The organism is Phyllobacterium sp. LjRoot231, from assembly GCF_964253365.1.
Lineage (GTDB): Bacteria > Pseudomonadota > Alphaproteobacteria > Rhizobiales > Rhizobiaceae > Phyllobacterium.
On record NZ_CAXUQT020000004.1, the window covers coordinates 42,739 to 57,859 of the forward strand.

The 15,121-nt window shown below is 56.3% G+C and carries 10 protein-coding genes; 1 reads left to right on the forward strand and 9 read right to left on the reverse strand.

Features of this window, described 5'->3' with window-relative positions; translation table 11 throughout:
- Positions 1–84 precede the first annotated feature (84 nt).
- Entirely contained in the window at positions 85–1,854 is a 1,770-nt protein-coding gene (locus tag ACSQ3H_RS28770) for a metallophosphoesterase family protein (protein WP_436120458.1), read from the forward strand.
- Here ACSQ3H_RS28770 and ACSQ3H_RS28775 read toward each other — a convergent pair whose 3' ends face one another.
- The 9 genes from ACSQ3H_RS28775 to ACSQ3H_RS28815 form a co-directional block, all read right to left on the reverse strand.
- Positions 1,855–2,319, reverse strand: a complete 465-nt coding sequence (locus ACSQ3H_RS28775; RefSeq protein ID WP_436120459.1) for a cyclic nucleotide-binding domain-containing protein — start codon at positions 2,317–2,319, stop codon at positions 1,855–1,857.
- A 90-nt stretch (positions 2,320–2,409) separates the two neighbouring features.
- On the reverse strand, positions 2,410–5,124 hold the full coding sequence (locus tag ACSQ3H_RS28780) for an ABC transporter transmembrane domain-containing protein (RefSeq protein ID WP_436120460.1): 2,715 nt from the start codon (positions 5,122–5,124) through the stop codon (positions 2,410–2,412).
- 270 nt (positions 5,125–5,394) lie between these two features.
- Positions 5,395–6,531: a glycosyltransferase family protein gene (locus ACSQ3H_RS28785; protein WP_436120461.1), complete on the reverse strand. Its 1,137-nt coding sequence runs from the start codon at positions 6,529–6,531 to the stop codon at positions 5,395–5,397.
- On the reverse strand, positions 6,528–7,772 hold the full coding sequence (locus ACSQ3H_RS28790) for a glycosyltransferase family 4 protein (protein ID WP_436120462.1): 1,245 nt from the start codon (positions 7,770–7,772) through the stop codon (positions 6,528–6,530). Before ACSQ3H_RS28790 ends, ACSQ3H_RS28785 begins: the two co-directional genes overlap by 4 nt.
- A 10-nt stretch (positions 7,773–7,782) precedes the next feature.
- Positions 7,783–8,994: a glycosyltransferase family protein gene (locus ACSQ3H_RS28795; protein ID WP_436120463.1), complete on the reverse strand. Its 1,212-nt coding sequence runs from the start codon at positions 8,992–8,994 to the stop codon at positions 7,783–7,785.
- 88 nt (positions 8,995–9,082) lie between these two features.
- Complete coding sequence (locus ACSQ3H_RS28800) at positions 9,083–10,258, reverse strand: ABC transporter permease (RefSeq protein WP_436120464.1); 1,176 nt, start codon at positions 10,256–10,258, stop codon at positions 9,083–9,085.
- Positions 10,255–11,253 carry an ABC transporter permease gene (locus ACSQ3H_RS28805; protein ID WP_436120465.1) on the reverse strand — a complete coding sequence of 333 codons (999 nt, stop codon included), beginning with the start codon at positions 11,251–11,253 and terminating at the stop codon, positions 10,255–10,257. The genes ACSQ3H_RS28800 and ACSQ3H_RS28805 overlap by 4 nt, the downstream gene beginning before the upstream one ends.
- Positions 11,254–11,257: 4 nt before the next feature.
- Positions 11,258–13,183: an ABC transporter substrate-binding protein gene (locus ACSQ3H_RS28810; protein ID WP_436120466.1), complete on the reverse strand. Its 1,926-nt coding sequence runs from the start codon at positions 13,181–13,183 to the stop codon at positions 11,258–11,260.
- A complete protein-coding gene (locus tag ACSQ3H_RS28815; protein WP_436120467.1) occupies positions 13,177–15,066 on the reverse strand; it encodes an ABC transporter ATP-binding protein in 1,890 nt (629 codons plus the stop codon). The genes ACSQ3H_RS28810 and ACSQ3H_RS28815 overlap by 7 nt, the downstream gene beginning before the upstream one ends.
- Positions 15,067–15,121 lie beyond the last annotated feature (55 nt).

Genomic DNA, 15,121 nt, shown 5'->3' on the forward strand with positions numbered 1-15,121 from the left:
GCGATTTGAATTTTAAGCTTTATGACAATTATTGATACAAACGTATAAGTCTGCTGACTTTCTTCACCTCGGAACGTATGATTCATGTCTTCTTCCAAGTTCCCGTCTATTGCTGTCATTGCCGACGCCCATTTCCACGATCTCTATGGGGATTATGATTTTGACGGCATCGATGTTGGCGGGCGTAAAATGACCGCGCGACGGCTGACCGATACGGTACGCTCCACCCGAGTGTTCAACGAAGGCTATCATGCTTTGCGCGCGGCGCTGGATGAAGTGGTGGCGCGCAGCATCGACTACGTCGTTCTGCTTGGCGACTATTCCGACGACGGCCAGATTGCGACACTCGGCGCGTTGCGGCAACTGCTCGACGGTTACACCCGTGATCACGGGCTCGTTTTCATCGCAACGCCCGGCAATCACGATATCTTCGGTCCAAACGGCAAGCACCATGCCAAACGCCTGCTCAATCTGGATGGTACCTATACGATCGTCGCGAGCGATGGTGAATTCGTCGATGACGATGCGGACGGCATGGTGGTTACCAACAAGATGTATTGCCCCGGCTATCCTGCCGGCTTGCAGGCTCTGCCGGATATCGGCTTCTTCCGCAGGCCAGGAGATTTGCATTGGGAAACACCGTTCGGCGATGATGATGATCCCTCGACGCGGCTCTACTCCGTGCGTTCCCCCGACGGGCACAATCGCTATCGGCTGATGGACGCATCTTACTTGATCGAACCAATTTCGGGTCTCTGGCTTCTGATGATCGATGCCAATGTGTTTGAACCGCACAATGGCGATTTTGCTGAGGGTGATTTAGGCGCATTCGTCGACAGCACCAATGCCGGCTGGAATGCCATGCTCAAACACAAACGTTTCGTCCTGGATTGGGCAAAAGATGTCGTGGGGAGAGCCAGGCGTGACGGCAAGCAATTGCTGGCATTCTCGCACTACCCGATGCTGGATATGCTCGACGGTACAGCGAAGGACGAAAAAGTGCTGATCGGTGCGACGAGTGCCATCAAACGGACGCCAACTCTAGACGTGGCAAGTGCAGCCATAGAGGCTGGCGTACGCATTCATTTTAGCGGGCATCTCCATGTCAATGATACGGCGAGGATTGAGAGGGACGGGGAGTGGCTCGTCAATATCGGCGTGCCGTCGCCCGTTGCCTTCCCGCCAGCCTTCAAGGTGGTGACACTAGGGGAGGGAAAACTGGAGGTTGAGACCGTCAGCCTTGATAATCTCCCGATCGATCCGGCTATCAGCAACCAATACCGCATAGAGATCGAGGTTACCGGCAAGAAGACTGGCCGTATGCTCGATGCCAAGGACTACGGGGATTTCCTGTCGGTGCATGTCGACCAGCTGGTCGTGCATCGTTATCTGCGTCGCGAATGGCCGAAGGAAATGGCGCGTCTTGTGCCTCAGCTTAGTCTCGGAGACCTGTACTTGCTAAGTCAAATCGCTCAGCCATTAGCGATCGAGGACACAGTTGCGATCATCCACGCGAAACGCGCCGACACCTTCGTTCAGAGTAATGCAAACCCGTTCGAAAGGCTTGACGCGATCCGGATGTTTGATTTTCTCGGCGATTGGTACCGGCTGCGCATGGGGAGCGAGATCGCAATCAATCGGATCTCGACAGAACGGCTTGCGGCCTATCGGTTCTTGATAAATATCTACGCTCAATCGAGGGCGATTGAAATTGGCGGTGTACAGGAAAAGTTCGCCCGACTGCTCCGGATGATGGATCGATATCTTTCAGGCCTGCCATCGCACAATTTCACCGTTGATCTCTTGAGCGGTGTGATCGCCCGGGTCGACCGGAAGCCGTCAACGCGTCTTTAGCTACTTGGCTGCTTGCTTCTGCTTGCTGCGGGCTTCGCTGAGTTCGGTTGTTGTGTGGCTCAGGCGGTCGGCAAGAACGCGCATGATCTCGATGGTCATCTCCGGGTAATCGCTAAGGAGCTTGAAAAAATGATCCTTGCTGATGCGCAAGGCCTCGAGAGCCGAGTTTGCCCGGACTGTCGCAGTGCGCGAAACGTCACAGAGGATCGCGATTTCACCGACGATGGAGTCGTGCTCGATCTCCGCAACTTTGATCTCACCGCTTGGCGAATCCGAGAGAATATCGGCACCGCCGGTGAGGATGACATAGGCTGCATCGGCTGGATCACCCTGGCGAAACAGAGTTTGGCCGGATTTGTAGCTCACGCGCTCGGATGTGAAGGCCAGAAGCTTGAGCTTGGCTGGTGCAACGCCTGAAAACAGCGGTACCCGCCGCAACATTTCAACTTCATCTTTCAGCAACATGGACGTCCACAACCCCTGATAGAGACTTTTCGATAATTTCAGCTAGACGGGCGTAAAGCTGAATTCTCAAAAGGTCTCATGTTCCCCACCCTATGACACCAGCTCCTTGAATATACCGTTTTTCTCCAGAAGAGTCGCGTGTGTTCCGTCTTCGGCCAGTGTCCCCTTGTCGAATACAATCACGCGATCGAATAGATTGGCAAGTGCAGTGTTTGACAGAACCCAGATGATCGCCGGAGCGTGGCCCTCTTCGTGCAAATCCTCCATGATGTTGTGCGTGATCTGATCCTGCACCCGCTGGTCGAGCGCGGGGAGGGAGCGATTGAAGATCACATAATCGGCACGCTTGAGCAGTGCTCTCGCGACATTGAGTTTTTGCCGCTGCACATTCGTGAGCCGCTTGCCGCCCGAGCCGACATCGAAATCCATGCCAATCGAGAGAACGCTTTCGAACAGGGCGAGACGGTCGAATAGGTCGCGTAAAATAGTGCGAATACGGTCCGAACCATCGGCTTGGGTAAAGCCGATTCTGCCGAAGAGGACATTATCCAGAAGCGTCGCCGAAAAGATGAAACGTTCGGGATCATAGCGCTCGATGACAGCTTTGAGATCATCCGGCATATCTTTGTGGAAACGTGCGCGGGCATCGACGATCTTGGCCATTAGCTGATCATTCAGAAGACCAAAGCGATGTCTCGGCTCGATGTAGGAGAAGCTGAGACGGATTATGCTCGTCCGCTCGTCCGCAGATGCCGCGTCGATACCGCGACCCTGCAGTTTTTGCAACAGCAACTGATAGGCCGGGATATCATCGGCGGTCATGAAGGTGAGCTGCTGGAAGAAAGGATGATCCGGCGGCAGATCCTCGAATAGCTCAACCGCATTGGCTGCGATCTCCAGACCCATATTGTACAGATCGATGTAAAGGTCGTTCTCGCGCAACACCGAGCGGAAATAAGGATGTGCTGCCAGTTTGCGGTTCGTCATCATCGGCCGCTTCATGCTGCCGAACAACAGGTTCTCACCGACGGTGGCTTGAGGGTTATATTCATCCAGCTTGAAAGGCACTACGAGATCGTCGAGATCTTCCTTTTTCAGCCGTTTGCGCAAAGCTTGGCGCAGCTCGACGATCCGATCAGTCAGATCGGTGTGAGTATCTGTGTTGACAGTGGAACGGAGGGCCATGTCGAGAATGTCCTGCGAAATCAGCACGGCATCGAGCACCGGACGCACGACTTTGAAGAGATCGTCAGGACCAGTTACGCCCGCGGACGCGTAGTCGACCCAATCGCTGTTAAGGTCGAGTTCTGGATTGCCGGCACGGCGCGCCTCGTTGATATCCCATTTGTATTTCGTGGCGCTCTTGCCCTCATATTCGACCTTGGTCAGCGGAGCGTGCTTGAGGCCATACAGCAGGTTATCGCGCAAAGTCCCATGGAAAAAATACGTGTCGGACGCGGCATAGGCGATACGCCGCCCAGTCACCGATTCCGGTAGCTCAAGTATGTCTCTACCATCGATGGTGATGCGTCCCTGCTCGGGCCAGATGAGGCGTGCAAAGGCCTCGGCAAGGGCTTCGGCACCACTGCCGCTATTGCCGACGATAGCGACGGTCTCGCCCGGTTGGATCTCCAGCGTGACATGCCTGAGTAATGGCGCGCCGCTATCGTCTGAAAGCGTCAGGTTGACCGCGTGCAGCGAATGCTCGAGACGGTTGACAGGCTCCGGCGCCAGAGCCTGGATTTTCGGATCAACGAGCCTATCGACGTTGAACTGTTCGACTACCTGATTGTATTTGACCTGCACGTCCTGGCGAGCCTGGTCCCAATCGATCAGTTCCTTCAGCGGACCGGGTAGGTCCTTATAGGCATTGATGACGGCAACGAGCTGGCCGATATCGAGCCTTCCTTGCAAAGCAAGAAAACCGCCGATCGAATAGAACAGGAACGGTGTGACCTGCGCCAGGAAATTATTGATGAACTTGACCAGGAATTTCCACTGGTAGAGGTCATAGCGGATCGAGAAGATAAGGCCCAGCCGGGACGCGATATCGGCGCGTTCGAAGTTCGACGTGTCATTACCGTGAATTGTGCCGATGCCCTCGACGATTTCGCCGACACGACCTGACAGTTCGCGTGCGGTCAGTTGACGCTGGCGGCCGAGTTCAAGCAGCCGCTTGCGCATGCGGGGGATGACGACGCCCTGGACTGCGACAATGCCTGCTGCGATCATGCCGAGCCAGAAATTCTGCATGATGATGAAGACAAGAGCGGTGATCGCCTGTCCGCCCAGGAGCGCTGGCTGGACGAAGGCATCACCGGTGAAGCCGCCCATGGGCTCCACTTCGTCCTTGATCATCGTCGCTATTTCGGCCGATTTCACTCGCTTGAACTGGGCAGGTGGAAAACGCAGAACGCGGTCGATCAATTCGAAGCGAATTCGTCGCAGCATTCGCTCGCCGAGGCGGCCCTTATAGGTATTGATGTAGAGCTTGAATAGCCCGTTGATGATAACGAGGAGCAGGAACACCAGGCTCAACGCCATTAATGTTTGGAAGCGCGTAAGCTCAAGGCCGTGGAAGAACACCACCTTACCGATGGCGGGTATATCATACTCTAAATGCATGAAGGTCCGGGTCGCGCCGGGTGTCTCGAAACCGTTCCCCTGGATAGGACCGTTGACGATCTGCTTTGGCAGATCGAAGGACATGAAATACGGAATCATCGAGACAGCCACGACGAACAGAATCCATATCTGCTGCAGCCGTGTGTTCGACCAAATATAGCGTGTTAGACTTGTTTCCATAGACAACCGTGGGCTGTGAATTCAGCAGGAATTTCAAATACTGAAACGTTTGAAGAGTACATGGACGAACTCCATGATTGAATCGTCCCAGCCTACAGCATCAGGTTCATGAAGGCTATATGACATGGGAAGGAACGTTCGGTTGTTAATTACGCAGATGCCGGAAGTTTGGTTCTCATTGCGATCAATGATTTTCATGAATCCGATGACGAATGGTTGTGCCATAGCGATCATCGTAGTCGGCTAGGTCTCGGCGCTAGATCGTACCTCTCATGATGAAAGCAAACTCCGCAACACCTTGGCAGTACGCTCGGCGCCGTTGAGATCGAGCTTATGCGCGGATGGTTTTGGCCGTGCCAACGCGGCTTCGACGGCTTTCTCGAGAATATCCGCATTGAGGCCGTTTTCCGGCAAGGCAAAAGTGAGGCCAAGGGCTTCCAACCGTGTTGCCCGTACACTCTGTTCTGTTTCGCCGCCGGCAGTGAAGGGGACAAGGATAGAGCGGCATTGCGCTCGTAGAATATCGCATACCGTGTTGTAACCTGCTTGCGAAATGGAAAGCTTGGCGCCTTTGAGCAATGACGGAAAATCACTACGGAAACGGATGAGGCTGACATTGCCCGGCGCATCCTTGGACAAGGCGGCGAAATCGCTCTCCGGTAGATTGGGGCCAGTGATCAGGCACCATGACCCGCGGAATGTTGAGCGCCTTGCAGCTTCCAGTGCCGAGCGGATGAGATCGAGCCCGACGGCTCCGCCGCCGGCAGAGACGACGATATCGAAGACTTCCGAAGGCTCCACCGGGCTGGGACCCGCGACAAGACCCGTATAGATGATCTTGCCGGCAATCTCTCCCGCCTGGGGAAATGTATCGGGAAGGGTTACAAAAGAGGGATCGCCATGGACGAGCACATGGTCGAAATGCGTCCTGACGAGGCTGACCGTCTCTTCGTCGCGCCCGGGCTTTGTGCGCTCCTGCAGGATATCACGGACGGAAGTCAGCAGCTTTGGTCGCGGCGACATTGCTTCGATGGCGTCGAGCAATGGCAGGAGCTCGAATCGCATCTGCCTGCGTCCAAAAGGGAAGGCTTCAATGATGACGATGTCGGGACGTGTGGCACGGAATGCTTCGAGGAGGAGATCGCGGCGACGGGTGAGGAAATCATCGCCGACCGGATTGCCTTTCTCATCGGCCAGACCCGAAAACCCGGCATTGCCGGCAAGCAGGATTGGCAATGCGATGGATTTGACATCCGGCCCGGGGAAGCCTGGGACCTGCGATCCACCCGTGATGACTGTGACGTCAAAACTGTCCGCTGCCAGTGCCGAAGCGATGCGGCTAGCGCGGGCTAGGTGCCCGACACCGAGAAGATGCTGGACGTAGAAAAAGACGCGGGGTTCGCTCACGGTTGTTGCCACTCACTTTCAAAAAGGCGGGTCAACTGGTGAATGCTGGAGTTGTGGTCGAAATGTTCCCGCACCCGTTTCTCGGCGGCTTTTCCCAAACGATACCGCAGGTCAGGCTCGCGGATAGCGTGCTCGAGTGCCAGGGCAAGCAATCGCGGATTTTCCGGCGGGACGACGAAACCGTTTTCGCCACCGGTCAAAAGTTCGGGAATGCCGGAAATATCGGTCGATACGCAGACGAGATTCTGGCTGGACGCCTCGACAAGGACATTTGGCAGCCCATCGCGATCGCCATCCGCCGCGACACGGCAAGCAAGCGCGAAGATATCGGCGCTGCGGTAATATTCGAGCACCTCTGCTTGGGCGAGTGCTCCTTTCCAGATGATGCGGTCGGCAATACCGAGCTTGACTGCAAGGGGTTTCAGTCGCACCAGCTCGTCACCCCCGCCAATATGAACAAAGCGCCAGTGAAGACGAGCAGGGAGGAGCGCCAGGGCATGCAAAAGTATATCGTAACCCTTTTTGGGCACAGCGCGGCCGACGCTCAAAATCTGCACGGGATCCGACCGGTCTGAACCGTCACGGCTGGGCCGGGCGGCAGCAAAGTGTCCGAAGCGGGCAAGGTCGAGGCCATGATAACTCAGATGCACCTGTTCCTTGCGATCGGTGAGTTCTCGCATGTGCTCGAAACCGGAGCGCGTGCAGGTGACGCTCCAGCGGGCCTCGCCGAGCTTTTCGGTCAGTTCCCAGTCCGGCGATGTCCAGATATCCTTGGCATGGGCCGAGCAGGTCCAGGGTACGTCTGTCATGATGCTGGCATAGCGTGCGACCGAAGCCGGCGTGTGGATGAAATGTGCGTGTAGCCATTCACCAGCGTCCGGCCATTCATGGGCGAGGACAAGAGCCTGGCCAAGACGACGGAAACGGTTGCGCGAGACATCGCGGCGCAGGTCTGCCCAGAACCGGCGGAGCAATGGCTTGAAGTTCGGCTCTTTCCAACCTGCTTTCAAGGCGCGAAACACGCGGATGGGTTCTTCGTGCAGATACTCCGGCAGATAAACGACACGCGCCTTGATCTCGTCATGGATCGGATGGCGCTTCGTGTCCGTCGGCTTGCGCATGGAAATCAGCGTCAGGTCGAAACCGGCGCGCTCCAGTCCCAGCAATTCCTGTGCGATGAATGTTTCCGACAGGCGCGGATAACCCTTCAGAATCACCAATGTCTTGAGTCGTACTGACAAGTTGATGCTCTTATTCCGCGACTGCGAGCAACGGCTGTTCGCGTTCATCCAGCCAGTCGCCGACGATCTCGGAAATATGAACGAGACCCTCCAGTCGCATGCCTTCGCCCTTGCCGGTTTGCGATGGCGGGGGACGGTCCGGCAAGCGCTTGAGCACTTCTGCAAAGCGCAAGGGGTCTTCGGCTTCTTCCGGCAGCAGCATTTCGATGAGGCCAAATTCGGCGGCGCGCGTGGCTCGGATCAGCTGCTCTTCGCGCGGCAGGACACGCGGGACGATCAATGCCGGTTTGTCGAAGGACAGGATCTCGCAATAGGTGTTGTATCCGCCCATGGCGACGACGGCCTTGGCGCCGGCAATCAATTCTTCCATGCGATTGTCGAATTCGATCACCTGGATATAGGGGATCTTGCTCCCCTTCTTCACCAGCTTCGCCCGCTGCTTGGCCGGCATATAGGGTCCAAGCACGATAAATGCCTTGTGTTGAAGTGTCGGGTCCTGCTGATAGGCATGAATGACATTGTGCACGAGATCGGCGCCATCGCCGCCTCCGCCGGTGGTGACCAGTATATAGTCGCCCTCGGGAACATGGGTTGAGGCATTGTCGTTCGATAGGCTGCGCTGCAGGAACCCGACAAATTTCATCTTGTCGCGCAGGGTTACAGGCACATCCAGATCGACGAGGGGATCGTAGAAATCCGGCGGACCATAGACCCATACCGCGTCGTAAAACTGATCGATCTTCCGCATCACATTATTGTTCTTCCACTCGGCCTCAAGCAGATGCGGCGCGTCCATGACCTCACGCAGGCCAAGTACAAGCGTCGTGCCGCGCGACTTCAGAAAGGCAAGAGTTTCCTCCACCTCGCCTTTTAAGCCCATCGGTTCCTTGTCGACGATGAAGATGTCGGGCTGGAAGGTCTCGGCCGTATGTCGGATGATCGACTGGCGCATCTTCAGCGTTTCATGCAGGTCTATGTGGCGTGCAAGGGAGGTGTATTCGCCATTGCGCAGCTTGATAACGCTCGGTACCTTCACGAAATCGACGCGGGCGCGATAGTCGAATGCGCCGGCGATGGTTGCGCCGGATATAATCAGGATATTGAGCCCGCGATAGTCCTCGACAAGCGAATGGGCAATGGTCCTGCACCGCCGCAAATGGCCAAGGCCGAAGGTGTCGTGGCTGTACATCAAGATCCGGGCATCTTCGAAACGCCGCATCATGGTCAAAACCCCCTGTTTTGCGGGTTGACCCGCGCAGTGCATTCGAAACGATCGTGAGAATGCGAACTCATCGGCCTCTCACTTTCTACTATCTGTAGGGATCGGCAGCGTCACGCAACCCGTCTCCCAAGAAATTGAACGCGAGGATAACAAGTATGACAGGAATCATCGGAAACAGCAGCCAAGGATAGAAGGCGATGACGCTGACGCTACGCGCTTCGGTCAAAAGAATGCCCCAACTGGTGATTGGAGGCCTGAGGCCAAGCCCGAGAAAGCTCAGTGCCGTCTCGCCAAGAATCATGCCGGGGATAGAAATGGTGGCCGTGGCGATGAGGTGCGACATAAAGCCAGGGACAAGGTGCCGTCCGATAATGCGGCCGCTCTTGGCGCCCATCAGCTGCGCCGCCAGGACGTAGTCTTCCTCACGCAGCGCCAGAAGCTTGGAGCGTACGGAACGGGCGAGTCCAGTCCAGTCCAGCATGCCGAGAATGATGGTGATGCCGAAATAGATCAGGATCGGGCTCCACGTCACCGGCATGATAGCTGCCAACGCCATCCACAGCGGCAGGCTAGGCAATGATTGCAACACTTCGATGACACGTTGCACCAGCAGGTCGAACAAACCGCCGTGATAGCCGGCGAGGCCACCGATCACGATGCCGAGCACGAAACTGATGGTTATGCCGATCAGACCGATAGTCAGCGATATGCGCGCACCGTAGATGATGCGAGACAACACGTCACGGCCAAGCCGGTCGGTGCCGAGCAGGAACATCTGGCCGTCTTTTGCCGGGCAGACGAGGTGGATATTGCCGTCAATCAATCCCCAGAAGCGGTAGCTATCACCACGACAGAAGAAGCGGAGCGGCTCTACATCATTGTGGTTGTTCGTATAGATGCGCTTCAGCGATTCCATATCGAGTTTCATTTGCCGGCCGTAAACGAACGGTCCAACAAACTTTCCGTCGTGGAACAGACGCACGCGCTGCGGCGGCGAATGGATGTAATCCACATTGCGCGTGTGCAGATTATAGGGTGCCAGGAACTCGGCGATGACGATCATGCCATACAGCAGAAGCAGAAAAATGCCCGACGCCAAAGCAAGCCTATGCCGCTTGAATTTCCACCACATCAGACGCGTTTGCGATGCGAGATGGACTTTCGCCTGCTCGTCGGTCATCACCTCGACCGACATCGGGTCGAACGGGGCGGTGGAAACGTAATGCTGCAGGGGCGCGCCGGGCGGAGGGAGCGATGCCGTCACTTGGTACTCCTGCCTTGCAAACGAATGCGGGGGTCAAGAAAGGCAAGGGCAATATCGGATATGAGTACGCCGATGACAGTCAGGAATGCGAGGAACATCAGGAAGGAGCCTGCGAGGTACATATCCTGACTTTGCAACGCCTTGATGAGCATCGGACCGGTTGTTTCCAGCGAAAGCACGATCGCAGTGATTTCAGCGCCGGAGATGATTGACGGCAAAATGGAACCGATATCGGAGACGAAGAAGTTCAGCGCCATGCGCAGCGGATATTTGATCAGCGTGCGGAAAGGGTGAAGCCCTTTGGCGCGCGCCGTCATCACATATTGCTTTTGCAACTCGTCCAGGAGGTTGGCGCGCAACCGCCGGATCATGCCAGCTGTGCCAGCTGTGCCGACGATGATGACCGGAATCCACAGATGGGAAAGGATGGATCGCGCTTTTTCCCAGCTCATCGGTTCGTTGAGGTATTTCTGGTCCATCAGATGGCCAATCGATGTACCGAACCAGATATTGGCGAAATACATCAGGATAAGCGCCAGCATGAAATTGGGGATGGCAATGCCGAGAAGCCCGAAGAAAGTCAGACCGTAGTCGCTCCAGCTGTATTGATGTGTGGCTGAGTACATGCCGATAGGAAAGGCGATTATCCAGGTAAACAAGATGGTGACGAAAGAGACGAGGATTGTCAGCCACATCCGTTCTCCCACCACCTCGCTCACGGGCAGCTGGTATTCGAAGGAATAGCCGAAATCTCCCTGCAGCATGCCGCCAAGCCAATGGAAATAACGCAACACTGGCGGCTGGTCGAAACCATATTGATGGCGCAGTTCCTCAATCTCCTGCAGATTGACGGTTTCACCCTGAGCACGAAGTTCCGCAATCTGGCTCTCGAAGAAATTGCCTGGCGGCAACTCGATAATGGTAAAGACCAAGGCCGAGATGACCAATAGGGTGGGGATCATCGCGGCGATACGCCAAAGTATATAACGCAGCATTTCTCTAGACCTGCTCCCCGCTCAGCCAGAAAGTATCAGGCATGTAAATGCCGAGATAGCTCGTCGGATCAAATCCGTAGAGGCCCTTTTCGGGAACATTCTGCAAACGTGATGTACGGACGATCGGTTGCAGTGTGCCATTGACAAGCCCAATCGAAAATACCTGCTGGGTATAGATGGCCAGCATCTGCTGCCAGATTTCGGTGCGCTCCGCCAGGTGAGCGGATCGCTGCCAGCGCCCCAAAAGCTCGGTGAGCTGAATTGCTTCGGGAAGGTCCGCTGCCTTGCCCTGGCTGCCATGCGACAGGTAATACATTCCCCAGAGCGGCCATTGCAGCTGATCGTCCATCGTCGGCGCCAGCTGTCCCGGGTTCATGTCGGCCGTCGCCACGCCATTGTCCATCCCATACCAGATCGACATCATGATGCGCCCGCCCATAGCACGGCTGCGGAAAATGTCGCGCTGGGATGTACGAATGAACAACGCAATGCCGATCTTGCGCCAGTGATCGGTGACGAGTTCAAGCACATCCGTATCAACGGAGCTCTCGCCCGGTGTCTCGATTGTGATCTCGGCTAGCCGTCCGTCCGGGAGCAGGCGAATACCGTCCTCATCGCGGTTTTGCAATCCGGCCTCGTCAAGCAGCGCATTGGCCTGTTCCGGATCGTGATCGATCCAGGCACTGGCATATTCGGGCTTGAACAGAGGACTTTCGGGCAAAAGTGTATCAGCACTAGGAACGCCGAGACCGTAAAACACCGCCATGTTGATTTCGTGCCGGTCAATGGCAAGCGACAAAGCCCGTCGCACCCGCACATCGCGAAACAGCCCACGCCAGACGTCATCGCCGCAATTCAGATTGGGCAGGATTGCGACGCGCGAGCCGCGCGTTGCCTTCCACAGATCAACCTTTATCGGATAGCGATCTTCCGCATCCTTCAGGAAGGTGTAATCGGCAAAATCAATGCCGGTTGCCTGCAGGTCGCTTTCCCCCGCTCCCGTTTTCGCGGGAATGATGGAGGATGAACTGACATTGAGGACAAAGCGGTCGATATAAGGCAATTGCCGGCCGTTTTCGTCGACGCGGTGGAAGTACGGGTTGCGTTCGAAGATGAATTGTTCCGCCGGTGGCGCTGTCGTATTCCGCCAGGGATAAAGGGTTGGAAGCTCGGGATTCTCCGGCCGGTATTCGCGCGCCATCTTGATGTGAAGGTCAGCCCACTTTTTCACCCGTTGTTCCTGCATCAATGCAGAAAGCCTGAACTGATCTTGGTATTTCTTGTGGAATTTCTTGAGATAAGCGGACGGGCCGGTGATAATCAGCGGTTGCGGGCCGGCGAGGCTCGGCAGGAAGTCCGGATTCGGCTTGTCCCAGGAATACCGGACAGTCAATTCATCGAGAACTTCGAAACGCGGCAGATTCCCGTCGACACGCAGAACCATTGAGCCGCCGCCGGGAGTGAGATCCTTGTTGAGCAGGACGTCTTCCCACCAATAGCGGAAATCATCGACAGTGAAGGCGGAACCATCCGACCATTTGTGCCCCTCCCGCAATGTGAAGGTGAAGACGGTGTCATTTTCGGATCGGAACGTTTCGAGAATGTCGGGCTGGAAAACGAGATGTTCGTCATAGCCGATCAGCCGCGCATAACCGTATATGGTCATGAACCGGATATCCTTGGCGCTGCCGATGATCGTACGGACCGTTCCGCCATATTGGCCGGGGGTTCGTCCCATCGCCTTCAGGCCGACGATGCGAGGCCGCTTCGGCAGACGCTGGGGAAGGGGGGGCAGGCTGCGCGCCCGCAGTTGATCTGTCAGATATTCCGGCTCGAGCTCTCGGTCGGCAGCACTTGCCGGGCCCGGCAGCATCGCGCAGCCGAGAGCGCCAAGGCCAAAAGTACCAAGGACAGTGCGGCGCGTTACCACGAACGTAGTTCCCTTGCATCGGCATTGCGCCGGGCGAGCACCAAATGGCCACCGCCAAGATCAGCCGGCGCAAGCGTATCGCCGTTGCCATCGCCGGTGAATTGCGAACCCCAAGCCTGTTTGTCTGAAGCGCCGCCCGCCTTCAAGGTCTTGAAATCGAGCGGCCTGTCGAGATCAGGGAACGGTATGGCTGCCAGAAGCGAGCGCGTATAGGGGTGTACGGGATCGCGCAGAATGATTTCGCGCGGGGCAATCTCGACGATACGGCCCGCGCACATGACGGCAATACGGTCCGCCATATAATCGACAACGGCGAGGTTGTGGGAAATAAACAGATAGGTAAGGCCGAGTTCCTTCTGCAGGTCCTTGAGAAGATTGAGAATCTGCGCTTGAACTGAGACGTCCAGCGCCGAGACTGGTTCGTCGCAAATCAGCAGTTGTGGCCCGAGCGCGAGAGCACGGGCGATACCTATGCGCTGGCGCTGACCGCCGGAAAAGCTGTGTGGATAGCGGTTGAGATAGCGCTGGTCGAGGCCGATTGCCTGCATCAGCGCGCGCACCTTCTCCAGACGGTAAGCACTGTCGCCAAGTCCATGTATCTCTAGCGGTTCGCTGAGGATGTTCTGCACCGTCATGCGCGGTGAGAGCGATGAGACCGGATCCTGGAACACCATCTGGATGCGGGTGCGCAACTCCATGAGTTCGTCGCCTTCCGCCTTGAGAACATCGATCTTTCCTCTGCCGTCGTCAAATGTGACCGAGCCGCTGTCGGGCGTGATCGCGCGCATCAATATTTTACTGACTGTGGTTTTGCCGCTACCGCTCTCGCCGACAAGACCGAGGCATTCGCCGCGCCTGATATCGAAGCTGATGCCGTCCACCGCTTTTACCAAGGTCTTATCCTGCTTGCCAAACAGGCCCGACTTGCGGATGCCATAGGCTTTCACCAGGTCGCGAACGGAAAGAAGAATTTCCGGCGCGTTTTCGCTCTTTTTTTTCTTTGCCCACAATGTGCTCGAATTGACCGGGACTTCGCGTAGTGCCTTCAAGCGTTCACCAGGCTTCATGTCGAAATGTGGTACGGCAGCCATGAGGCCTTTCAGATAGGGATGCTGCGGCTTACGGAAGATCGCGTCTACTGGTCCTGCCTCCATGATCTCACCGTGATAGATGACCACCACCTCGTCGGCCATATTGGCGACGACGCCGAGATCATGGGTGATGAGTAGTATTGCCATGTTCAGCTTGTGCTGGAGATCGCGCAGCAGTTCGAGGATCTGCGCCTGGATCGTGACATCAAGCGCCGTCGTCGGCTCATCGGCTATGAGCAAAGCGGGGCGGCAGATGAGCGCCATAGCAATCATGGCGCGCTGGCGCATACCGCCCGACAGCTCGAACGGGTACATGTCATAGGTGCGGCTTGGCTTGGCAAAACCGACAAGGCCGAGCATTTCCTCGGTTTTTGCCCGGCGCTCGTCTTTCGTCGCTTCGGTGTGGATTGCCAATACTTCGCTGATCTGGTTGCCAACAGTGTGTAGCGGCGACAGCGACGTCATCGGCTCCTGAAAGATTTTCGCCATGCGGCTGCCGCGTAGCGCCCGGATCTCGGGCCCATCACGCGACAATTGCAGGATATCCGTGCTTCTGCCATCGATTGGATCGGTGAACAGTATTTTCCCGGTAACCTTTGCCGTATTGGGCAGGATTCCCATGACGGACTGGCTGATGACGGACTTACCCGAACCGGATTCGCCGACAAGAGCAGTCACTTTTCCCGGAAGAACGCGCAGGTTTGCACCCTTGACGACTTGCAAACGTCCACCAAGCATCGAAAACGAAATGCCCAGATTTTCGATACGCAACAGATCAGATTCCGACTTCATGCCAGCCAATTGTTCCCTCGGAGCCTTGTTCGTTGCTCACCTACATTGAACCTAT

What these genes read in the sequence shown, in the direction of transcription:
- ACSQ3H_RS28815 (WP_436120467.1), bottom strand. Translation starts at nt 15,066, where the DNA reads ATGAAGTCGGAATCTGATCTGTTGCGTATCGAAAATCTGGGCATTTCG.
- ACSQ3H_RS28780 (WP_436120460.1), bottom strand. Translation starts at nt 5,124, where the DNA reads ATGGAAACAAGTCTAACACGCTATATTTGGTCGAACACACGGCTGCAG.
- ACSQ3H_RS28795 (WP_436120463.1), bottom strand. Translation starts at nt 8,994, where the DNA reads ATGATGCGGCGTTTCGAAGATGCCCGGATCTTGATGTACAGCCACGAC.
- ACSQ3H_RS28775 (WP_436120459.1), bottom strand. Translation starts at nt 2,319, where the DNA reads ATGTTGCTGAAAGATGAAGTTGAAATGTTGCGGCGGGTACCGCTGTTT.
- ACSQ3H_RS28770 (WP_436120458.1), top strand. Translation starts at nt 85, where the DNA reads ATGTCTTCTTCCAAGTTCCCGTCTATTGCTGTCATTGCCGACGCCCAT.
- ACSQ3H_RS28805 (WP_436120465.1), bottom strand. Translation starts at nt 11,253, where the DNA reads ATGCTGCGTTATATACTTTGGCGTATCGCCGCGATGATCCCCACCCTA.